General features: G+C 71.2%; 15 protein-coding genes. 10 read left to right on the forward strand and 5 right to left on the reverse strand.

Going from position 1 to position 22,853, the window contains the following annotated elements:
• Positions 1 to 62: 62 nt before the first annotated feature.
• A complete protein-coding gene (gene glnA / locus ACIBCJ_RS15720) occupies positions 63 to 1,424 on the reverse strand; it encodes a type I glutamate--ammonia ligase (protein ID WP_362103081.1) in 1,362 nt (453 codons plus the stop codon).
• Between the two features lie 291 nt (positions 1,425 to 1,715).
• Between glnA and ACIBCJ_RS15725 the strand changes: the two genes are divergently transcribed.
• The 3 genes from ACIBCJ_RS15725 (at position 1,716) to ACIBCJ_RS15735 (ending at position 4,887) form a co-directional block, all read left to right on the forward strand.
• The gene (locus tag ACIBCJ_RS15725; RefSeq protein WP_362103079.1) at positions 1,716 to 2,384 is read left to right on the forward strand and encodes a DUF3105 domain-containing protein; all 669 of its coding nucleotides are present in this window, start codon (positions 1,716 to 1,718) and stop codon (positions 2,382 to 2,384) included.
• Positions 2,381 to 3,007, forward strand: coding sequence for a DUF305 domain-containing protein (locus ACIBCJ_RS15730; protein ID WP_362103077.1), 627 nt, complete (start codon positions 2,381 to 2,383; stop codon positions 3,005 to 3,007). The genes ACIBCJ_RS15725 and ACIBCJ_RS15730 overlap by 4 nt, the downstream gene beginning before the upstream one ends.
• Before the next feature lie 110 nt (positions 3,008 to 3,117).
• Positions 3,118 to 4,887, forward strand: coding sequence for an NAD+ synthase (locus ACIBCJ_RS15735; RefSeq protein ID WP_365980109.1), 1,770 nt, complete (start codon positions 3,118 to 3,120; stop codon positions 4,885 to 4,887).
• A 25-nt stretch (positions 4,888 to 4,912) separates the two neighbouring features.
• Here ACIBCJ_RS15735 and ACIBCJ_RS15740 read toward each other — a convergent pair whose 3' ends face one another.
• A complete protein-coding gene (locus ACIBCJ_RS15740; protein WP_133888298.1) occupies positions 4,913 to 5,359 on the reverse strand; it encodes a VOC family protein in 447 nt (148 codons plus the stop codon).
• Between the two features lie 214 nt (positions 5,360 to 5,573).
• Between ACIBCJ_RS15740 and ACIBCJ_RS15745 the strand changes: the two genes are divergently transcribed.
• On the forward strand, positions 5,574 to 8,576 hold the full coding sequence (locus ACIBCJ_RS15745) for a bifunctional [glutamine synthetase] adenylyltransferase/[glutamine synthetase]-adenylyl-L-tyrosine phosphorylase (RefSeq protein WP_365980110.1): 3,003 nt from the start codon (positions 5,574 to 5,576) through the stop codon (positions 8,574 to 8,576).
• A gap of 31 nt (positions 8,577 to 8,607) precedes the next feature.
• On the opposite strand, the gene ACIBCJ_RS15750 is transcribed toward ACIBCJ_RS15745, so the two are convergent.
• Together ACIBCJ_RS15750 and ACIBCJ_RS15755 are read right to left on the reverse strand one after the other, a co-directional pair.
• The gene (locus tag ACIBCJ_RS15750; protein ID WP_362103070.1) at positions 8,608 to 9,468 is read right to left on the reverse strand and encodes a phosphatase PAP2 family protein; all 861 of its coding nucleotides are present in this window, start codon (positions 9,466 to 9,468) and stop codon (positions 8,608 to 8,610) included.
• Positions 9,469 to 9,562: 94 nt separating this feature from the next.
• Positions 9,563 to 10,597: a LacI family DNA-binding transcriptional regulator gene (locus ACIBCJ_RS15755; RefSeq protein WP_365980111.1), complete on the reverse strand. Its 1,035-nt coding sequence runs from the start codon at positions 10,595 to 10,597 to the stop codon at positions 9,563 to 9,565.
• Between the two features lie 391 nt (positions 10,598 to 10,988).
• Here ACIBCJ_RS15755 and ACIBCJ_RS15760 point away from each other — a divergent pair, with 391 nt between their 5' ends.
• The 6 genes from ACIBCJ_RS15760 to ACIBCJ_RS15785 all read left to right on the forward strand — a co-directional run bounded on the left by ACIBCJ_RS15760 (position 10,989) and on the right by ACIBCJ_RS15785 (position 22,120).
• Positions 10,989 to 12,260 (forward strand): extracellular solute-binding protein, encoded by a 1,272-nt coding sequence (locus tag ACIBCJ_RS15760; RefSeq protein ID WP_362103066.1) that lies wholly within the window; start codon positions 10,989 to 10,991, stop codon positions 12,258 to 12,260.
• A 97-nt stretch (positions 12,261 to 12,357) separates the two neighbouring features.
• Positions 12,358 to 13,362 carry a sugar ABC transporter permease gene (locus ACIBCJ_RS15765; protein ID WP_362103064.1) on the forward strand — a complete coding sequence of 335 codons (1,005 nt, stop codon included), beginning with the start codon at positions 12,358 to 12,360 and terminating at the stop codon, positions 13,360 to 13,362.
• A gap of 13 nt (positions 13,363 to 13,375) precedes the next feature.
• A complete protein-coding gene (locus ACIBCJ_RS15770; RefSeq protein ID WP_133888304.1) occupies positions 13,376 to 14,287 on the forward strand; it encodes a sugar ABC transporter permease in 912 nt (303 codons plus the stop codon).
• 113 nt (positions 14,288 to 14,400) lie between these two features.
• A complete protein-coding gene (locus ACIBCJ_RS15775; protein WP_365980112.1) occupies positions 14,401 to 16,083 on the forward strand; it encodes a glycoside hydrolase family 13 protein in 1,683 nt (560 codons plus the stop codon).
• A gap of 221 nt (positions 16,084 to 16,304) precedes the next feature.
• Positions 16,305 to 21,719, forward strand: a complete 5,415-nt coding sequence (gene pulA / locus ACIBCJ_RS15780; RefSeq protein WP_365980113.1) for a pullulanase-type alpha-1,6-glucosidase — start codon at positions 16,305 to 16,307, stop codon at positions 21,717 to 21,719.
• A gap of 47 nt (positions 21,720 to 21,766) precedes the next feature.
• Complete coding sequence (locus ACIBCJ_RS15785) at positions 21,767 to 22,120, forward strand: isomerase (RefSeq protein WP_362103056.1); 354 nt, start codon at positions 21,767 to 21,769, stop codon at positions 22,118 to 22,120.
• On the opposite strand, the gene ACIBCJ_RS15790 is transcribed toward ACIBCJ_RS15785, so the two are convergent.
• Positions 22,117 to 22,806 (reverse strand): TetR/AcrR family transcriptional regulator, encoded by a 690-nt coding sequence (locus ACIBCJ_RS15790; RefSeq protein ID WP_362507635.1) that lies wholly within the window; start codon positions 22,804 to 22,806, stop codon positions 22,117 to 22,119. The two genes, ACIBCJ_RS15785 and ACIBCJ_RS15790, sit on opposite strands and share 4 nt — an antisense overlap.
• Between the last annotated feature and the right edge of the window lie 47 nt (positions 22,807 to 22,853).

A 22,853-nucleotide genomic window follows, 5' to 3' on the forward strand; every position in this document is an offset into this window, starting at 1 on the left:
AGGGGTTCGATCTCGCTTAGATCCCAGTTCCAGGTGAGTATGACGTCCGGCTTGAGCTGCACTTACAGCACCGGCAGCGACTTCTTCAGCTCGAACGCCGTCACCTGGGAGCGGTACTCCTCCCACTCCTGCCGCTTGTTGCGGAGGAAGAAGTCGAAGACGTGCTCGCCGAGCGTCTCGGCGACCAGGTCGCTGCGTTCCATCAGGGCGAGGGCCTCGCCCAGGTTCTGGGGGAGGGGCTCGATGCCCAGGGCGCGGCGCTCCGCGTCGGAGAGGGCCCAGACGTCGTCCTCGGCGCCCGGCGGGAGCTCGTAGCCCTCCTCGATGCCCTTGAGGCCGGCGGCGAGCAGGACGGCGTAGGTGAGGTACGGGTTGGCGCCGGAGTCGATGGAGCGGACCTCGACGCGGGCCGAGCCGGTCTTGCCGGGCTTGTACATGGGGACGCGGACCAGGGCCGAGCGGTTGTTGTGACCCCAGCAGATGTAGGACGGGGCCTCGCCCCCGGCGCCGGCGGTGCGCTCGGTGCCGCCCCAGATGCGCTTGTAGGAGTTCACCCACTGGTTGGTGACCGCGGAGATCTCGGCGGCGTGGCGGAGCAGGCCCGCGATGAAGGAGCGGCCGACCTTGGAGAGCTGGTACTCCGCGCCGGACTCGTAGAACGCGTTGCGGTCGCCCTCGAAGAGGGAGAGGTGGGTGTGCATGCCCGAGCCCGGGTACTCCGAGAACGGCTTCGGCATGAAGGTCGCCTGGAGGCCCTGCTCCAGCGCGACCTGCTTCATGACCAGGCGGAACGTCATGACGTTGTCGGCCGTGGAGAGCGCGTCGGCGTAGCGCAGGTCGATCTCCTGCTGGCCGGGGGCGCCCTCGTGGTGGGAGAACTCCACCGAGATGCCCATCGACTCCAGCATGGTGATCGCCTGGCGGCGGAAGTCCATGCCGATGTTCTGCGGGGTGTGGTCGAAGTAGCCCGAGTTGTCGGCCGGGGTCGGCACCGAGCCGTCGACCGGCTTGTCCTTGAGCAGGAAGAACTCGATCTCCGGGTGGGTGTAGAACGTGAAGCCCAGGTCGGAGGTGCGGGCCAGGGCCCGCTTGAGGACGTAGCGCGGGTCCGCGAAGGACGGCGAACCGTCCGGCATGAGGATGTCGCAGAACATGCGGGCCGTGCCGGGGGCCTCCGCGCGCCACGGCAGGACCTGGAAGGTCGACGGGTCCGGCTTGGCGATCATGTCGGACTCGTAGACCCGGGCGAAGCCCTCGATGGCGGAGCCGTCGAAGCCGATGCCCTCGTCGAAGGCCTGCTCCAGCTCGGCCGGGGCCACGGCGACGGACTTGAGGAAGCCCAGCACGTCCGTGAACCACAGGCGTACGAACCGGATGTCGCGCTCCTCCAGCGTCCGGATCACGAACTCCTGCTGCTTGTCCATCTTCCGCTTCCCCATCCTTGCTGGTCAGGCCGCCTGGCTCCGGTAGGGCGGGAGGCGGTCGGGCACCTGAGCATCACACCACAGCGCCGTTACGTACGCGTTGCGGACCTCGGCAGCCGGGTCCGCCCCGTGACCGCAGCGTAGAGGCCATCTGTTCGATCGGGCCATTCCGGGGATCCGGCCGGCACGGATCCTGTGATCTCCCTACGAATGACCGGCCCCGCGCGATTACGATCAGCGGACCTCATCGCTCCTGTGTCCCGAGAATTCTTCCCAGAAGGGCAACACCCCATGGGTTCCGCCAAGAAGAACAGCAACACGGCGCGCCAGGCCCGCATAGCCGAGATGCGGCGTGCCGAGGAGGCCCGCGACCGCCGCAACCGGATCCTCGCGATCACGGTCAGCACCGTGGTGGTCGCCGGTCTCGTCGTCGGCGGTGTCTTCCTCGTCCGGTCCCAGTCCGACGACTCCTCCGGCGACACGGCCTCCGACGGCAAGACCTCCGGCACGTTCGTCACCGGCGCGGACGGGGTGCGGACCTGGAAGGGCGACCTCGGCCGCAACCACGTCACCAAGAAGGTGAGCTACCCGGTGGAGCCCCCCGTCGGCGGCGACCACAACCAGGTCTGGATGAACTGCAACGGCGACGTGTACACGAAGCCGCTGAACAACGAGAACGCCGTGCACTCGCTGGAGCACGGCGCCGTCTGGGTGACGTACACCGACAAGGCCCCGAAGGCCGACGTCGAGAAGCTGGCCGACAAGGTCAAGAAGACGCCGTACTCGCTGATGAGCCCCGACGACAAGCAGAAGGACCCGATCGTGCTGTCCGCCTGGGGCCACCAGCGCACCGTGACCGGCGCCGACGACCCGAACGTGGACAAGTTCTTCGAGAAGTACGTCCAGGGCGAGCAGACCCCCGAGCCCGGGGCCGCGTGCACCCAGGGCCTGTCCCAGTGACCCGGAAACGGGCCGGCTGGATCGCGGGGAGCGCGGCCGCGGCGCTCGTGGCGGCCGGCGGGATCACCTTCGCGGTCGCCGGTGACGACGGGGGCAGCCGGGTCCCGGCCGCCGACTCCGCCGACGCCGGGTTCGCGCGGGACATGTCGGTCCACCACCAGCAGGCCGTGGAGATGTCGTACATCGTGCGGGACCGCACCGACGACGAGGAGGTGCGGCGGCTGGCCTACGACATCGCGCAGACCCAGGCCAACCAGCGCGGCATGCTGATCGGCTGGCTCGACCTGTGGGCGCTGCCCAAGGTGTCGTCCGACCCGCCCATGACCTGGATGGGCATGGGCGACGCCCCCTCCGCCGGTGAGGGCTCGCTGATGCCGGGCATGGCCACCGACGCCGAGATGGAGAAGCTCGGGACGCTGGACGGGAAGCAGGCCGAGGTCTTCTACCTCCAGCTGATGACCGAGCACCACAAGGGCGGCGTCCACATGGCGAAGGGCTGCGTCGAGAAGTGCGCGGTCGGCGTGGAGAAGCGGCTGGCCCAGGGGATGGTGGAGTCGCAGGAGTCGGAGATCCGGCTGATGGCGGACCTGCTGGCCGAGCGCGGCGCGAAGCCCCGGACGTGAGCCGCGATCCGCGGGATCACGTCAGGTCCCAGCGGTCCGTGAGGTCCCGGACATCCGGCGGAAATCCGTGCGTCACCCCATTGCGTCGTTCTGACGATTAAGGTGGGCGCGTGCCCCGCCTACGACTTGCCCTGAACCAGATCGACTCCACCGTCGGCGACCTCGACGGCAACGCCGAGTCGGTCCTGCGCTGGACCCGGCACGCGGCCGGGCAGGGAGCGCACCTGGTGGCGTTCCCGGAGATGACGCTGACCGGGTACCCGGTGGAGGACCTGGCGCTCAGGTCCTCCTTCGTCGAGGCCTCCCGCGCCGCCCTGCGCTCCCTCGCGGCCCGGCTGGTGGCGGAGGGGCTCGGTGAGGTGCCCGTGGTCGTCGGCTACCTCGACCGCTCGGCGGCGGCCCGGCCGAAGTACGGCCAGCCCGCCGGCGCCCCGCAGAACGCGGCGGCCGTGCTGCACGGCGGTGAGGTGGCGCTGGCCTTCGCCAAGCACCACCTGCCGAACTACGGCGTCTTCGACGAGTTCCGCTACTTCGTGCCCGGCGACACCCTGCCCGTGGTGCGGGTGCGCGGTGTGGACGTGGCGCTGGCCATCTGCGAGGACCTGTGGCAGGACGGCGGCCGGGTGCCGGCCGCCCGCTCGGCGCGCGCCGGGCTGCTGCTCTCCGTCAACGCCTCCCCGTACGAGCGCGACAAGGACGACACCCGGCTGGAGCTGGTGACCAAGCGCGCCCAGGAGGCCGGCTGCACCACCGCCTACCTCGCCATGACCGGCGGGCAGGACGAGCTGGTCTTCGACGGCGACTCGATCGTCGTCGACCGGGACGGCGAGGTGCTGGCGCGGGCGCCGCAGTTCACCGAGGGCTGCCTGGTCCTGGACCTCGACCTGCCGGCCGCCGAGCCGGAGCCGCCCACGGGCGTCGTGGACGACGGGCTGCGCATCGACCGGGTGCTCCTCGCCGGGGAAGCCGGGCGGCAGGCGCCGCTCCCCGCCGGCGCGCAGTGGCTGTCCGGCGGGCGCGCCGAGCCGCTGGACGACGACGAGGAGGTCTACTCGGCGCTCGTCACCGGCCTGCGCGCGTACGTCACGAAGAACGGCTTCCGCTCGGTGCTGATCGGGCTGTCCGGCGGGATCGACTCCGCGCTGGTCGCGTCGATCGCCTGCGACGCGCTCGGCGCGCCGCACGTGTACGGCGTCTCGATGCCGTCCGCGTACTCGTCCGGGCACTCCAGGGACGACGCGGCCGAGCTGGCCCGGCGCACCGGCCTCCACCACCGCACCGTGTCCATCGAGCCGATGTTCGACGCGTACACGGGCGCACTGGAGCTGACCGGCCTGGCGGAGGAGAACCTCCAGTCCCGGTTGCGCGGGACGCTGCTGATGGCGCTCTCCAACCAGGAGGGCCACCTGGTCCTGGCGCCGGGCAACAAGTCGGAGCTGGCGGTCGGCTACTCGACGCTGTACGGCGACTCGGTGGGCGCGTACGGACCCATCAAGGACGTGTACAAGACCTCGGTCTTCCGCCTCGCCGAGTGGCGCAACCGCGCGGCCCGGGACCGCGGCCGGACGCCGCCGATCCCGGAGAACTCGATCACCAAGCCGCCGAGCGCGGAGCTGCGCCCCGGCCAGGTCGACACGGACTCGCTGCCCGACTACCCGGTGCTCGACGCGATCCTCGACCTCTACGTCGACCGGGACCGGAGCGCGGACGAGATCGTGGCCGCCGGGTACGACCGCGAGCTGGTGACGCGGACGCTGCGCATGGTGGACACCGCGGAGTACAAGCGGCGGCAGTACCCGCCGGGAACCAAGATCTCGTCCAAGGGCTTCGGCAAGGACCGCCGCCTGCCGGTCACCAACCGCTGGCGGGAGAGCGGCTGAGCGACCGGCCGGGCGGCGCGGCCGGTCAGCCCTCGCTCTTGAGGTCCGCCAGCACCTTGTGCAGCGGCTCCGCCACCCGGCGCCGGTACTCCTGGATCGCCCAGCCGTTGCCGTCCGGGTCCTTGAAGTACATGAAGGTGGCGCCGTCGTCCGGGGCGTACTGCACCGGCTCCGAGACGTCGAGGCCCCGCGCGGTCAGCTCCGCGTGGGCCGCCTTGATGTCGGCGACGCAGAGCTGGAGACCCTGGTAGGAGCCCGGTTCCGGCCGGGTCTGCCCCTGCGCCATGTCCCAGATGGCGTCACCGAGGGCCACCGAACAGCCGGAGCCCGGCGGCGTCAGCTGGACGATCCGCATGCCCGGCATGACCTCCTGGTCGATGTCGACGTGGAAGCCGACCTTGTCCCGGTAGAAGTCACGGGCACGGTCGATGTCGGACACGGGCAGCGGAATGACTTCGAGCGTGAAGTCCATGACGTGACTCCTTCGGCATTTTCCGGACTGTGCGGCGCTTCTGTCTGCTTCGTCGAACCGTTCGTGTCCAAGATGGCGCACGGGCCCGGGCCGGTCCAGCGGGATCCGGAAGCGGTACGCCCCGGCGCCCGCGCGCCGATCCCCGGTTACGCTCAGCCCGTACGACCTTGATCCCGCGGGGTCCACCGCCCGCACAGTCCGACAGGAGGCCGAGATGACGGCGCCGGGGCGCAGGAGCAGTACCTTCACGCGGCTGCTGCGGCACGGCTTCACCGATCCCTCGGCCGCCGAACGGCTGCTGGAGGGCGCCGAGCTGGCCGAGCTGCGCGCCGACCCCGTGCTGCTCGAGGCGCTGGGCGCCACCGCCGACCCGGACCTCGCGCTGCACGGACTGGTGCGGCTCCTGGAGGCGCAGCCCGACCCCACCGCACGCCAGGAACTGCTGGACACCCTGATAGCGGCCAAGCCGCTGCGCGACCGTCTCCTCGGGGTGCTCGGCGCCTCCGAGGCGCTCGGCGACCACCTCGCCCGGCACGCCGGGGACTGGCAGGCCCTGGTGACGTACGAGCCGCGGGACCTGCACCGCGGGGTCGAGGAGTTCGAACGGGGGCTCGCCGAGGCCACCGACCCGGTGTCCCTGCGCGTCGCCTACCGGCGCTGTCTGCTGTCCATCGCCGCCCGCGACGTCTGCGGCACCATCGACGTCGCCGAGACGGCCGCCGAGCTGGCCGACCTCGCCACCGCCACCCTGCGGGCCGCCCTGGCCCTCGCCGAGGCGGCCGCGCCCGAGGACGCCGCGCGCTGCCGGCTCGCGGTGATCGCGATGGGCAAGTGCGGCGGCCACGAGCTGAACTACGTCTCCGACGTCGACGTGATCTTCGTGGGGGAGCCCGCCGAGGGCGTCGGCGAAGCCGACGAGAGCAAGGCGCTGCGGGCCGCGACCTCGCTCGCCTCGCACATGATGCGGATCTGCTCCGAGACCACCGTCGAGGGCTCCATCTGGCCCGTCGACGCCAACCTCCGCCCCGAGGGCCGCAACGGCCCGCTGGTGCGCACCCTCAGCAGCCACGTCGCCTACTACCAGCGCTGGGCCAAGACCTGGGAGTTCCAGGCGCTGCTCAAGGCCCGCCCGGTGGCCGGCGACCCCGGCCTCGGCGCCGAGTACGTCGCCGCCCTCCAGCCCCTGGTGTGGCAGGCCGCCGACCGCGAGAACTTCGTGCCCGACGTGCAGAAGATGCGCCGCCGGGTGGTCGAGAACATCCCCGTCGCCGAGGTCGACCGGCAGCTCAAGCTCGGGCCCGGCGGCCTGCGGGACGTCGAGTTCGCCGTGCAGCTGCTCCAGCTGGTGCACGGGCGGGCCGACACCTCGCTGCACAGCGGCACGACGCTGGCCGCGCTGGAGGCCCTCGCCGCGGGCGGCTACGTCGGCCGCACCGACGCCGCCCAGCTCGACGAGGCGTACCGCTTCCTGCGCTCCATGGAGCACCGCATCCAGCTGCACCGGCTGCGCCGCACCCACCTGGTGCCCGAGGACGAGGCCGACCTGCGCCGCCTCGGCCGCTCGCTCGGCCTGCGCACCGACCCGGTGGCCGGGCTGCTGCGCGCGTGGAAGCGGCACGCCTCCGTCGTGCGCCGGCTGCACGAGAAGCTGTTCTACCGGCCGCTGCTCGACGCCGTCGCCCAGCTGGCCCCCGGCGAGGCCCGGCTGAGCCCCGAGGCGGCCCGCGAACGCATGGTCGCCCTCGGGTACGCCGACCCGGCCGCCGCGCTCCGGCACCTGGAGGCGCTCGCGTCCGGCGTCACCCGCAAGGCGGCCATCCAGCGGACCCTGCTGCCCGTGCTGCTGGGCTGGTTCGCCGACTCCGCCGACCCGGACACCGGGCTGCTCAACTTCCGCAAGGTCTCCGACGCGCTCGGCAACACGCCCTGGTACCTCAGGCTGCTGCGGGACGAGGGCGCCGCCGCCGAGAACCTCGCCCGCGTCCTGTCCGCCGGGCGGCTCGCCCCCGACCTGCTGATGCGCGCCCCGGAGGCGGTCGCACTGCTCGGCGACGGCGCCGCCGGGGGACTGCGGCCACGCGGCCGGGCCCAGCTGGAGCAGGAGGCGCTCGCCGCCGTCCGCCGCGCCGACGACGCCGCCCAGGCCGTCACCGCGGTGCGCGGCGTACGGCGCAGGGAGCTGTTCCGCACGGCAGCAGTGGACATCGTCGGCTCCTACGGCACCGAGGCCCAGCCCGTCGAGGCCGACCAGGGCGCCCTGGTGGACCTGGTCGGCGGCGCGGTGTCCGACCTGACGGCGGCGACCCTGGCGGGGACGCTGCGGGCCGTCGTGCGCGCCACGTGGGGCGACGTGCTGCCGACCCGGTTCGCGATCATCGGCATGGGCCGCTTCGGCGGGCACGAGCTGGGCTACGGCTCCGACGCGGACGTGCTGTTCGTGCACGAGCCCCGCGACGGGGTGGGCGAGCGGGAGGCGGGGGACGCGGCCAACAAGGTCGTCGCCGAGATGCGCCGCCTGCTCCAGGTGCCGAGCGCCGACCCGCCCCTGCTGATCGACGCCGACCTGCGGCCCGAGGGCAGGTCCGGGCCGCTGGTGCGCACCCTGAAGTCGTACGAGGCCTACTACCGGCGCTGGTCACTGGGGTGGGAGTCGCACGCCCTGCTGCGGGCCGAGTTCGTCGCCGGGGACGAGGACCTGGGACGGCGCTTCGTCGAGCTGATCGACCCGCTGCGGTACCCGGCGGGCGGCCTGGAGGAGGACGCCGTACGGGAGATCCGGCGGCTCAAGGCCCGGATGGAGTCCGAGCGGCTGCCGCGCGGGGCGGACCCCAAGCTGCACGCCAAACTCGGGCCGGGCGGCCTGTCCGACGTGGAGTGGACCGTGCAGCTGCTCCAGCTGCGGCACGGGCACGAGGTCGCCGGGCTGCGGACCACCCGGACGCGCCCGGCGCTGGCCGCCGCACGCGACGCCGGGTTCGTGTCGCCGGAACACGCCGAGATCCTCGACGAGGCATGGGTGCTGGCGACGCGGGTGCGCAACGCGGTGATGCTGGTCCGCGGGCGGGCCGGCGACACCTTCCCGACCGACCCGCGCGAGCTGGCCGCCGTCGGCCGCTACCTGGGCCACGGCTCGGGCCACGCGGGCGACATGCTGGACGAGTACCGCCGCACGGCCCGCCGGGCGCGGACGGTGGTGGAGGAACTGTTCTACGCGTGAGGGCTGCACCGGGGGACATGAGTACCCGCGGCTAAGCCCGCCCCGGCAGCACCCTCCGCCGCCGTGCGGCGCCCGGCACCACCCGGGGCAACGCGTACGGCAGCTTCCCGTACCAGACGAGAGCTACGCCGTACCCGAACGCCAGACACGCCACGCCCCCCACCGCGTCCAGCCAGAAGTGGTTCGCGGTAGCCACGATCACCACGAGCGTCAGCGCCGGATACAGCAGCCCCAGCACCCGCACCCACGGCACGGACGCCAGCGCGAACACGGTCAGCCCGCACCACACCGACCACCCGATGTGCATCGACGGCATCGCGGCGTACTGGTTGGACATGTTCTTCAGGTCGCCGGACGCCATCGACCCCCATGTCTGGTGCACCATCACCGTGTCGACGAAGTGGCCGCCGTTCATCAGCCGGGGCGGGGCGAGCGGATACAGGTAGTAGCCGACCAGGGCGACACCCGTGGTCGCGAAGAGGACCAGCCGGGTCGCCGCGTAACGGCCGGGATGGCTGCGGTAGAGCCACACCAGGACACCCAGGGTCACCACGAAGTGCAGCGTGGCGTAGTAGTAGTTCATGCCGACGACCAGCCAAGTCACCGAGTTCACGGCGTGATTGACGGACTCCTCGACGGCGATGCCGAGTTGCTGCTCGGCGTGCCAGATCCAGTCGGCGTTGCGCAGCGCCGCCGTCCGCTGTTCCGGTACCGCGTTGCGGACGAGGGAGTACGTCCAGTAACTCAGTGCGATCAGCAGGATCTCGAACCAGAGACGGGGACGGCGCGGGGCGCGCGGACGGCGCAGCAAGCCCCTCCCCGTCGTCCCGGGGACGGGGTGCGGGACGCCGTCCTCCTGGCGTTCCCGAGTCCTCACGATCGCGTCACCCATAGGCACGAAGTCTGCCAGAAAAGCCTTCTTCCACCGATCATCCCCCAGGCCGGTCCGACCCGCATCCGCCCCCGGCCCGGCACCCCGACGAACGTCAGGGGCGCACGCGCTCGCCCGGTGCCGACGCCGTCGAGCCGCGTACCACCAGCTCCGGCATGAACACGAACTCGCTGTGCGGTGCCGGGGTCCCGCCGGTCTCCTCCAGCAGGGTCCGCACCGCCGCCTGTCCCATCGCCGGGACCGGTTTGCGGACCGTGGTCAGCGGCGGGTCGGTGAAGGCGATCAGCGGCGAGTCGTCGAACCCGACGACCGAGACGTCCTTGGGCACGTCCAGGCCCAGCTGCCGGGCCGCGCGTATCGCGCCCAGCGCCATCATGTCGCTGGCGCAGACCACCGCGGTGCAGTCCCGGCCGATGAGCGCGGTGGCCGCGGCCTGGCCGCCCTCCAGGGTGTAGAGCGAGTGCTGGACCAGCTCCTTCTCCACCGTCTCGGCGCTCAGGCCCAACTGCTCCTGCACGGTGCGCACGAACCCCTCGATCTTGCGCTGCACCGGCACGAACCGCTTCGGCCCGAGGGCCAGTCCGATCCGGGTGTGGCCGAGCGAGACGAGGTGGGTGACCGCGAGGCTCATCGCGGCCCGGTCGTCGGGGGAGATGAACGGCGCCTGCACCTGCGAGGAGAAACCGTCGACGAGGACGAACGGCACGCCCTGCGCGCGCAGCCGCTCGTAGCGCTGCATGTCGGCGGTGGTGTCGGCGTGCAGCCCCGAGACGTAGATGATGCCGGCGACCCCGCGGTCGACCAGCATCTCGGTCAGCTCGTCCTCCGTGGAGCCGCCCGGCGTCTGGGTGGCGAGGACCGGCGTGTAGCCCTGGCGGGTCAGCGCCTGGCCGATGACCTGGGCGAGCGCCGGGAATATCGGGTTCTCCAGCTCCGGGGTGATCAGGCCGACCAGGCCCTCGCTGCGCTGCCGCAGCCGCACCGGACGCTCGTAGCCCAGCACGTCGAGGGCGGCGAGCACGGACTGGCGGGTGGTGGCGGCGACGCCCGGCTTCCCGTTGAGGACGCGGCTGACCGTCGCTTCGCTCACTCCCGCCTGGGCGGCGATGTCGGCAAGCCGTGGGGTCACAGGGGTGGACTGTACCTGTCGCCCGCCTCCTTGCACACCGATCGGGCGCCGTGGACGGCCTGTTGGGCGGCCCGTCGGACGGCCCGGCGCGGGCTGCTGCGTCATCGCGCTCCCTCGAGAAAGTGGCGGCAAGAGCTTGCAGAGTCTTGCACAACCCGCCCGATACCGCTCGGGCCCCGTAAACAAGCGTCTCATGGCGGTCGCCGGGAGGTCACGCCCGGATAACTTCGGAGATCTCTTGCACATTTTTGCTGCAAGACCTTTCGCCGGGCTTTCAACGCTGTTACGTTCACGTCGCTCGGCGGCGGCAACGACGCGGCCGACATCGGCAGGAGCGGCGGACGGGCCCGCACCCTGCACGACACGGGCTTTTCACCCTCAAGGAGAACTCATGCGGCGTGGCATAGCGGCCACCGCGCTGGTGGCGTCCCTCGCCCTGGCGGCGACGGCGTGCGGCGGGGACGGCGACAGCGACAGCGAGTCGGGCGGACCGGTCACCATCACTTACTGGGACACCTCCAACGCGACCAACGAGGCGCCGACCTACAAGGCCCTGGTCAAGGAGTTCGAGGCCGCCAACAAGGGCGTCAAGGTCAACTTCGTCAACGTCCCCTTCGACCAGGCGCAGAACAAGTTCGACACCGCCGCAGGCTCCAAGGGCGCCCCCGACGTGCTGCGCTCCGAGGTCGGCTGGACGCCCGCCTTCGCCAAGAAGGGCTTCTTCCTGCCGCTGGACGGCACCGAGGCCCTCGCCGAGCAGGACAAGTTCCAGCCCAACCTGATCGAGCAGGCCAAGTACGAGGGCAAGACCTACGGCGTGCCGCTGGTCACCGACACCCTCGCCTTCGTCTACAACAAGGAACTGTTCGAGAAGGCCGGCGTCGAGGCCCCCAAGACCTGGGACGACCTCAAGAAGGCCGCCGCCACCATCAAGGACAAGACCGGCGCCGACGGCTACTGGGCCTCCACGGCCGGCTACTACGCGCAGCCGTTCCTGTACGGCGAGGGCACCGACACGGTCGACGCCGACGCCAAGAAGGTCACCGTCAACTCGGCCGCGGCCAAGAAGGGCTACGGCACCTGGCTGAGCCTGTTCGACGGCAAGGGCCTGCACAAGGCCGACACCACCGCCGACGCCTACGCCCACATCCAGGAGGCGTTCGTCAGCGGCAAGGTCGCCTCGATCGTCCAGGGCCCGTGGGAGATCACCAACTTCTACAAGGGCACGGCGTTCAAGGACAAGAACAACCTCGGCATCGCCACCGTCCCGGCCGGCACCACCGGCAAGGCGGGCGCCCCGACCGGCGGCCACAACCTGTCGGTCTACGCCGGTTCGGACAAGGCGCACCAGGAGGCCGCGCTGAAGTTCGTGAACTTCATGACCTCGGCGAAGTCCCAGGAGACCGTCGCCCTGAAGAACTCCACGCTGCCCACCCGCGACGACGCCTACACCGACAAGGTCAAGGCCGACCCGGGCATCGCCGGCTTCCAGACGGTCCTGCCCGCCGCCCAGCCGCGCCCGGCGCTGCCGGAGTACAGCTCCCTGTGGACGCCGCTGGACGACGAGCTGCCCCAGATCGCCGGCGGCAAGAAGTCCCTGGACGAGGGCCTGAGCGACGTCGAGACCGCCATCGCCAAGCTGGTGCCGGACTTCAGCAAGTAGATCCACCCGACCGCCGGGCCCCCGAGGGAGGGACCCGGCGGTCACCGGCCGTGCGCCGCACCCCCGATCTTCCTGATGCTCCCGAAGGTGTCGAACCATGACAGTCACCATCGACCGCGCGACCGGCAAGCGCCGCGGTGACCGCACCCCGCGGCCCGGCCTCGGCCGGCGTCTGAAAGACGGCTACCAGAAGCACTGGTACGCCTACGCCATGATCGCGCCGGTGGCCGTCGTGATCGGCGTCCTCGTGCTGTACCCGCTGGGCTACGGCCTCTACCTGACCCTCACCGACGCCAACAGCCTCAACAGCGCGCGCACCATCGGCGTCAACGAGATCGAGGCCACCTACAAGTTCGTCGGCCTGGACAACTACGCCGACATCCTGTGGGGCCCCACGGCCTACGACCGCTTCTGGTCGCACTTCATCTGGACCATCGTGTGGACGGCCGTCTGCGTCGGCCTGCACTTCTTCATCGGCCTCGGGCTCGCCCTGCTGCTCAACCAGAAGCTGCGCGGCCGCACCCTCTACCGGCTGATCCTGGTGCTGCCCTGGGCCGTGCCCACCTTCGTCACCGTCTTCGGCTGGCGCTTCATGCTCGCCGACGAGGGCATCATCAACGCCGTCCTCGACTGGCTGCACCTGCCGACCCCCGCCTGGCTGGAGGACACCTTCTGGCAGCGGTTCTCCGCCATCATGGTCAACACCTGGTGCGGCGTGCCGTTCATGATGGTCTCGCTCCTCGGCGGCCTCCAGTCGATCGACAACAGCCTCTACGAGGCCTCCGAGATGGACGGCGCCAACGCCTGGCAGCGCTTCCGCTACGTCACGCTCCCCGGCCTGCGGTCGGTCAGCTCCACCGTCGTGCTGCTCGGCATCATCTGGACCTTCAACCAGTTCGCCGTGATCTTCCTGCTGTTCGGCAACACCGCCCCCGACGCGCAGATCCTCGTCACCTGGGCGTACCAGCTCGGCTTCGGGCAGCAGCCGCGCGACTTCGCGCAGTCCGCGGCCTACGGCATCCTGCTGCTGGCCATCCTGATCGTCTTCACCTCCTTCTACCGCCGCTGGCTGAACCGCAATGAGCAGCAGCTCGCGAACTGAGGCAGGAGCCGCCATGAGTACAAGCACCGCGCCCACCAAGGCCCCCGCCGAGCAGGTCACCGCGTCCACCGCGCCGCCGCGCAAGGTCCGCGGCCGCGGCGAACGCAGCCGCGCCGCGTCCCTCGCCTCGCACGGCGTGCTGACCCTCGCGAGCCTCGTCGCGCTCTTCCCGGTCGCCTGGCTGGTCTTCCTCTCCCTCGGCCCGGACAAGAACGACTACCTGCACCCGGGGCGCATCTGGTCGAAGATGACGTTCGACAACTACTCGTTCGTCCTCCAGGACACCAACTTCTTCGACTGGCTGAAGAGCTCGCTGATCGTGTCGCTGGGCACCACCGTCATCGGTGTGCTGGTCGCCGCGACGACCGGCTACGCGGTCTCCCGGATGCGCTTCCCGGGCTACCGGAAGCTCATGTGGGTCCTGCTGGTCACCCAGATGTTCCCGATCGCGGTCCTGATCGTGCCGATGTACCAGATCCTGTCGAAGCTCCAGCTCATCGACAACTACTTCGGCCTGATCCTGGTCTACTGCTCCACCGCGGTGCCGTACTGCGCGTGGCTGCTCAAGGGCTACTTCGACACCATCCCGTTCGAGATCGACGAGGCCGGGCGCGTCGACGGGCTGACCCCGTTCGGCACCTTCTTCCGGCTGATCCTGCCGCTGGCCCGGCCGGGCCTCGCGGTCGCCGGCTTCTACAGCTTCATCACCGCGTTCGGCGAGGTCGCCTTCGCCTCGACGTTCATGCTGAGCGACACGAAGTACACCTTCGCCGTCGGACTGCAGAGCTTCGTCAGCGAACACGACGCGCAGCGCAACTTGATGGCGGCCACCGCCGTGCTCGTCGCGATACCCGTCTCCGCGTTCTTCTACCTCGTGCAGAAGAACCTGGTGACCGGCCTCACCGCAGGCGGCACGAAGGGCTGAGCCCGCCCCGGAAACGTCCGGCCGCGGTGCCCATCCGACCCCGCAGCACCGCGGCCGGCCGCCTCTTCCGCCCCCACGCCTCCACTCCGCTTCCGTTACGTACCAAGGACGACATGAGCCAGCAGCACTCCGCCGCACCGGCCCCCACCTCCGCCGTCGCCACCGTCTCCGAGCGCCGCGACTGGTGGCGGGACGCGGTCATCTACCAGGTGTACCCGCGCAGCTTCGCCGACAGCAACGGCGACGGCATGGGCGACCTGGAGGGTGTCCGCACCCGCCTGCCCTACCTGCGCGACCTGGGCGTGGACGCCGTGTGGCTCAGCCCCTTCTACGCCTCCCCGCAGGCCGACGCCGGCTACGACGTCGCCGACTACCGGGCCGTCGACCCCATGTTCGGCACCCTGCTGGACGCCGACGCGCTGATCCGCGACGCCCACGCGCTGGGCCTGCGCATCATCGTCGACCTGGTCCCGAACCACTCCTCCGACCAGTACGAGTGGTTCAAGCGCGCCCTCGCCGAGGGCCCCGGCTCCCCCTCCCGGGACCGCTACCACTTCCGCCCCGGCAAGGGGAAGAACGGCGAACTTCCGCCCAACGACTGGGAGTCCATCTTCGGCGGCCCCGCCTGGACCCGGGTCACCGAACCCGACGGCACGCCGGGGGAGTGGTACCTGCACCTCTTCGCGCCCGAGCAGCCCGACTTCAACTGGGAGCACCCGGCCGTCGGCGACGAGTTCCGCTCCATCCTGCGCTTCTGGCTGGACATGGGCGTGGACGGCTTCCGCATCGACGTCGCACACGGCATGGTGAAGGCCGAGGGCCTGCCCGACCTTGGATCGCACGAGCAGCTGAAGCTGCTGGGCAACGATGTCATGCCGTTCTTCGACCAGGACGGCGTGCACGAGATCTACCGGCAGTGGCGGCGCATCCTCGACGAGTACTCGGGGGAGAGGATCTTCGTCGCCGAGGCGTGGACCCCGACCGTCGAGCGCACCGCCAACTACGTCCGCCCCGACGAACTGCACCAGGCGTTCAACTTCCAGTACCTGGGCACCCACTGGGACGCCGGGGAACTGCGCACGGTCATCGACCGCACCCTGGACGCCATGCGCCCGGTCGGCGCCCCCGCCACCTGGGTGCTGTCCAACCACGACGTCACCCGGCACGCCACCCGCTTCGCCAACCCGGCGGGCCTCGGCACCCAGATCCGCCTGGCCGGTGACCGCGCACTGGGCCTGCGCAGGGCCCGCGCCGCGACCCTGCTGATGCTGGCGCTGCCCGGCTCGGCCTACGTCTACCAGGGCGAGGAGCTGGGCCTCCCGGACGTCGTCGACCTGCCCGACGAGGTGCGCCAGGACCCGGCGTACTTCCGCGGCGCCGGCCAGGACGGCTTCCGCGACGGCTGCCGGGTGCCGATCCCGTGGACCCGCGAGGGCTCCTCGTACGGCTTCGGCGACGGCGGCAGCTGGCTGCCCCAGCCGGCCGGCTGGGGCGAGCTGAGCGTCGAGGCGCAGACCGGCGCGCCCGGCTCGACCCTGGAGCTGTACCGCGAGGCCCTGGCCGTCCGCCGCTCCACCACCGACCTCGGCGCGGGTGACGCGGTCGAGTGGCTGCGGGCCCCCGAGGGCGTCGTCGCCTTCCGGCGCGGGGAGTTCGTGTGCGTCGCCAACACCACCGGCGAGTCGGTGGCGATGCCCGCGTACGGCCGCGTGCTGCTGGCCAGCGGGGAGATCACCGAGGCGGCCGGCGAGGCCAAGGTGCCCGCGGACACGACGGTGTGGTGGACGACCGGCTGACGAGGGCCTGACGCCCCGTCCGGACCGCTGAAGGGCCCGCCGCCTCCCCCCGGGGAGACGGCGGGCCCTTCGCGTGTCCGCCGCGGCGCCCGGACGGCCTGAGCAAGTCCGGTGAAAATCCTTTCTGTTACTTTCGCAAGTCTTGCCGCAAGACTTGCGGCAGCGCTACGGTCTCGCCGGGGTCGGACCCAACGAGCCGTACTCGCAAGGAGCTCACGCCTGTGATACCGAGATGGCCGGTGCCTGACGCGCGCCGTACCGCACGAGTGAGACGGGTCGCGGCCGTCACCGTGACCGCGCTCGCCGCCGCCCTGCTCCCCCCGCTCGCCGCGCGCGCCGACGCCCCGCCCGCGCCCCCGTCCGACGCGCAGCTGGCGAAGACCGCCGCACGCCACGACCTGACCCGTGAGCAGTTCTACTTCGTCCTGCCGGATCGTTTCGCCAACGGCGACACCCGCAACGACGAGGGCGGCCTGACCGGCACCCGGCTCAGCACCGGCTACGACCCCACCGACAAGGGCTTCTACCAGGGCGGCGACCTCAAGGGCCTGACCGAGAGGCTCGACTACATCAAGGGCCTGGGCACCACCTCCATCTGGATGGCGCCCATCTTCAAGAACCAGCCCGTGCAGGGCACCGGCAAGGACGCCTCGGCCGGCTACCACGGCTACTGGATCACCGACTTCACCCAGGTCGACCCGCACTTCGGCACCAACCAGGACCTGAAGAACCTCATCTCCAAGGCCCACGCCAAGGGCATGAAGGTCTTCTTCGACGTCATCACCAACCACACCGCCGACGTCGTCGACTACGAGGAGAAGTCCTACGGCTACCTCTCCAAGGGCGCCTTCCCGTACCTGACCGAGGACGGCGAGCCCTTCGACGACGCCGACTACGCGGACGGCGGCAGCGGCTTCCCCCGGGTGGACACCGACGCCTTCCCGCGCACCCCCGTCGTCCCGCCCGCCAAGAAGAACCTCAAGGTCCCCTCCTGGCTCAACGACCCGGCGATGTACCACAACCGGGGCGACTCCACCTGGGCCGGCGAGTCCGCCACCTACGGCGACTTCAACGGCCTCGACGACCTGTGGACCGAGCGGCCCGAGGTCGTCGGCGGCATGGAGAAGATCTACCAGCGGTGGGTGAAGGACTTCGCCATCGACGGCTTCCGGATCGACACCGTGAAGCACGTCGACATGGAGTTCTGGACCCAGTGGGCGACCGCACTGGACGCCTACGCCGCCAAGAAGGGCCGCGACGACTTCTTCATGTTCGGCGAGGTCTACTCCGCCGACACCTCCGTCACCGCGCCCTACGTCACCGAGGGCCGCCTGGACTCCACCCTGGACTTCCCCTTCCAGGACGCGGCCCGCGCGTACGCCTCCCAGGGCGGCAGCGCCCGGAAGCTCGCCTCGGTCTTCGGCGACGACTACAAGTACACGACCGACAAGGCCAACGCCTACGAGCAGGTCACCTTCCTCGGCAACCACGACATGGGCCGCATCGGGACCTTCCTGAAGCAGGACGACCCGGACGCCACCGACGCCGAGCTGCTGAAGAAGGACAGGCTCGCCAACGAGCTGATGTTCCTCAGCCGCGGCAACCCGGTGGTCTACTACGGCGACGAGCAGGGCTTCACCGGCGCCGGCGGCGACAAGGACGCCCGCCAGCCGATGTTCGCCTCCCGCACCGCGGACTACCTCGACGACGACCAGCTCGGCACCGACCGCACCCACGCCGAGGCCGCCTACGACACGGACGCGCCGCTCTACCGGCAGATCAGCGCCCTCGCCCGGCTGCGCAAGGCCAACCCGGCCCTCGCCGACGGCGTCCAGACCGAGCGCTACGCGGCCGACGGCCCCGGCGTCTACGCCTTCTCCCGCACCGACGCGAAGACCGGCACCGAGTACGTCGTCGCCTTCAACAACGCCGACACCGCGAAGAGCGCCGCCTTCACCACCGGCTCGGCGAACATGACCTTCCGCGGCCTCTACGGCACCGGCGCCACCGTGAAGTCGGGCGCCGACACGAAGGTCACCGTCACCGTCCCGGCCGGGTCGGCCGTCGTCCTCAAGGCCGCGGGCAGGCTCGCGGCGCCCGCCGCCAAGCCGGCGATCACCCTCCGCGCCCCGGATCCCGGCGCCACCGGCACCGTCGAGCTGACCGCCGACGTCACCGGCGGACAGCTCGACCGCGTCGTCTTCGCCGCCCAGACGGGCGACGGGAAGTGGCGCACCCTGGGCACGGCCGACCACGCCCCCTACAAGGTCACCCAGACCATCGGCGCGGGCACCCCCGCCGGCACCGCCCTGCGCTACAAGGCGGTCGTCGTGGACTCGGCGGGCCGCACCGCGAGCGCCACCGCCGCCTCCACCACCGGCACCCCGCCCGCCGAGGAGGTGCCCACCGCCGCCTCCCGCGACTACGCCGTCGTCCACTACAAGCGCGCGGACGGGAACTACGACGACTGGGGCCTGTACGCCTGGGGCGACCTCGCCGACGGCGAGGCGACCACCTGGCCCGGGACCCACCCCTTCACCGGCCGGGACGCCTACGGCGCCTTCGCCTACGTCAAGCTCAAGCCCGGCGCGTCCGACGTGAACTTCCTCGTCATCGACAAGGACGGCGACAAGGACGTCGCCGCCGACCGCACCATCGACGTCACCGAGACCGGCGAGGTGTGGATCGAGCAGGGCAAGGAGCAGGTCACCACGGAGCGGCCCGAATACCCGGCCCAGGACACCGGCAAGGCCGTACTCCACTACAAGCGCGCCGACGGCGACTACGACGGCTGGGGCCTGCACGTCTGGGGCGACGCCGCGAACCCCACCGACTGGGCCAAGCCCCTCCAGCCGGTGAGGACCGACGCGTACGGCGCCGTCTTCGAAGTGCCCCTCACCGAGGGCGCGAGCAGCCTCAGCTACATCGTGCACAAGGGCGACGAGAAGGACCTGCCCACCGACCAGGCCCTGGACCTCAAGGCCGACGGTCACGATGTGTGGCTGCTGAGCGGTCAGGAGGAGTACCTGCTGCCGCAGCCCGCGGGCTCCGCGGCGGCCGTCGACCTCACCACCTCCAAGGCCGTCTGGATCGACCGGGACACCGTCGCCTGGAACGGCTCGGAGGGCGCCGCCTCCACCCAGCTGGTCGCCTCCCGCACCGGCTCCGTCACCGCCGAAGGCGGCCGGCTCACCGGCGACGACCAGCGGTGGCTGCGCCTGACGAAGGGCGCCCTCACCGACGCCCAGAAGGCGAAGTTCCCGCACCTGAAGGAGTACACCGCCTGGTCGGTCGACCCGCGCGACCGCGACCGGGTCCGTGAGGCCCTGCGCGGCCAGGTCGTCGCCGCCCAGCGCACCGCCGGCGGTGCCCTGCTCGCGACGACCGGCGTGCAGACCGCCGGCGTCCTGGACGACCTGTACGCGGACCGGGCGGCCAAGGCCGGCCTCGGCCCGGTCTTCCGCCACGGCCGGCCCACGCTCTCCGTGTGGGCACCGACCGCGCAGGACGTGTCCCTGGAGATCGACGGCCGCACCGTGCGGATGCGCCGCGACGACGCCTCCGGCGTCTGGTCCGTCACCGGCCCGAAGTCCTGGCAGGGCAAGGCCTACCGGTACGCCGTCAAGGTGTGGGCGCCCACCGTCGGCAAGGTCGTCACCAACAAGGTCACCGACCCGTACTCCCTCGCCCTGACCACCGACTCCGAGCGCAGCCTCGTCGTCGACCTGGACGACCGCTCCCTCGCCCCGCGCGGCTGGGACGGCTACCGGAAGCCCGAGGCGGTGCCGCTGCGGGACGCCCAGATCCAGGAGCTGCACATCCGGGACTTCTCCGTCGCCGACCCGACGGCGGACGCGGACCACCGCGGCACCTACCTCGCCTTCACCGACAAGGACAGCGACGGCTCGAAGCACCTGCGCGAGCTGGCCGAGGCCGGCACGTCCTACGTGCACCTGCTGCCCGCCTTCGACATCGCCACCGTTCCCGAGAAGAAGTCCGAGCAGACTGCGCCCGACTGCGACCTCGCCTCCTACCCGGCCGACTCCGAGCAGCAGCAGGAGTGCGTGACGAAGGCCGCCGCCAAGGACGCCTTCAACTGGGGCTACGACCCGTACCACTACACGGTCCCCGAGGGCTCCTACGCCACCGACCCCGACGGCACCGGGCGCACCGTCGAGTTCCGCAGGATGGTCAAGGCCCTCAACGACGACGGCCTGCGCGTCGTCATGGACGTCGTCTACAACCACACGGCCGCGAGCGGCCAGGCAGGGACGAGCGTCCTCGACCGGATCGTGCCCGGCTACTACCAGCGGCTGCTCGCCGACGGCTCGGTGGCCAACAGCACCTGCTGCTCGAACACCGCCACCGAGAACGCCATGATGGGCAAGCTCGTCGTCGACTCGGTCGTCACCTGGGCCAAGGAGTACAAGGTCGACGGCTTCCGCTTCGACCTCATGGGCCACCACCCCAAGGCCAACATCCTCGCGGTCAGGAAGGCACTGGACGCACTGACCCTCAAGAAGGACGGCGTCGACGGCAAGAAGATCATCCTGTACGGCGAGGGCTGGAACTTCGGGGAGGTCGCCGACGACGCCCGCTTCGTCCAGGCCACCCAGAAGAACATGGCCGGCACCGGCATCGCCACCTTCTCCGACCGGGCCCGTGACGCCGTGCGCGGCGGCGGCCCCTTCGACGAGGAGCCCGGCGTCCAGGGCTTCGCGTCCGGCCTCTACACCGATCCCAACGGCTCGTCGGACAACGGCACCGAGGCCGAGCAGAAGGCCCGACTGCTGCACTACCAGGACCTGATCAAGGTCGGGCTGAGCGGCAACCTCGCCGACTACGCCTTCACCGGCACCGACGGCAAGGAGGTCAAGGGCTCCGAGGTCGACTACAACGGCGCCCCCGCCGGATACGCGGCGGCCCCCGGCGACGCCCTCGCCTACGCCGACGCCCACGACAACGAGTCCCTGTTCGACGCGCTCGCCTTCAAGCTGCCGAAGGACACCTCCGCCGACGACCGGGCCCGCATGCAGGTCCTCGCCCTGGCGACCGCCGCCCTCTCGCAGGGCCCGGCGCTCTCCCAGGCCGGCACCGACCTGCTGCGCTCCAAGTCGCTGGACCGCAACTCCTTCGACAGCGGCGACTGGTTCAACGCCCTCCACTGGAACTGCGGCGACGGCAACGGCTTCGGCCGCGGACTGCCGCCGGCCGCCGACAACCGGGACAAGTGGTCGTACGCCAAGCCCCTGCTGGGGTCGGTGCGGGTCGGCTGCCCGCAGATCACCGGCGCCTCGGCGGCGTACCGGGACCTGCTGAGGATCCGCACCGGCGAGAAGGACTTCTCCCTGGCCACGGCGGGGCAGGTGCAGTCCCGGCTCTCCTTCCCGCTCTCCGGCACGCGGGAGACCCCCGGCGTGATCACCATGAGCCTCGGTGACCTGGTCGTGGTCTTCAACGCGACCCCGCAGGAGCAGCGCCAGCGGGTGACCGAGGCGGCCGGGACCGGCTACCGGCTGCACCCGGTGCAGGCGTCGGGGACGGACCCGGTCGTGAAGAAGGCGGCCTACGCGGAGGAATCGGGCACCTTCACGGTGCCGGGCCGCACGGTGGCGGTCTTCACCCGCACGCACTAGTACGCCGCGGTTAGGGTGCTCCTGTCCACCGCAGAACAGGAGCACCCATGCCGCAGATCAGTGTCGAGCGTTCCCCCCGTCTCGACGACGTCGACTGGGAGGAGTTCGCGCTCGCCCTGCACCCGGTGGTCGTCGAGACGGCCGGGGCGCGACCGGAGGCGTGCAAGACGCGGGTGACGGTCACCGAGGACGAGGTCGTCGGAGCGGAGCGCGACCGGCACGCCGTCGTCAACGTCTCGATCGCCCTGCTCGCCGGACGCGACGAGGCCACCAAGGCCCGGCTCACCGAGGCCGTGGTGGAACTGCTGCGCAAGCACGTACAGCCCAGGGACGGGATCCGGCTGCACCTGTCGGCCGAGGTCCGCGACCTGGACCCGTCGTACCGGAAGTTCGAGGGCTAGCCGATCAGTTCCGCGAGCCGGCCGGCCAGGGCCCCCAGGGGCCCGTCGGCCGGCTCGGCCGCGACCACGCGGCGCACGAGGGCGGCCATCCACGCGTCGTGCGCGGCGCTCACCGCCAGCAGCGCGCCGAAGTCCTGCACGAGCTGCGCCTCCAGCTCGGCGCGCGGGATGCGGCGCCCGTCCAGCCAGAGCAGCGCCGTCGACTCGGCGAGCGAGATCCAGGAGCGGACGACCAGTTCCAGACGCGCGGGCGGTTCGGTGACGTCCAGGTGCGAAAGGATCTGGACATACGCGGCCTGCCGTACGGAGTCCACGAGCGCGTTGGCCGTGGACGAGCCCACCGCCGGGCCGCCGCGCATCAGGGCCGAGAAACCCGGGCCGTGGTCGTCGACGAAGTCGAAGTAGCGGCCCATGACCCGCAGCAGCCGCGCGCCCAGCGGGCCGGTCCTCGGCTCCGCGAACCGGGCCGCCAGATCGTCCGCGGCACGCTTCAACGCGGCCTCGTACAGGCTGAGTTTGCCGGGGAAGTAGTGGTAGACCAGCGGGCGCGAGATGCCCGCCGCCGACGCTATCTCGTCGATGGAGACCTCGTCGGGCGAGCGGCGGCTGAACAGATCGAGCGCGACGCCGATCAACTGCTGCCGTCGCTCCTCGACGCCCATTCTGCGGCGCACCCCGGTAGTCATACGAACACCTTACCGATCGAATCCGGCCCTCGAACGGGCCGGACCGG

Origin of the sequence: Streptomyces sp. NPDC051136, from assembly GCF_044455745.1 — a bacterium.
Classification (GTDB): domain Bacteria; phylum Actinomycetota; class Actinomycetes; order Streptomycetales; family Streptomycetaceae; genus Streptomyces.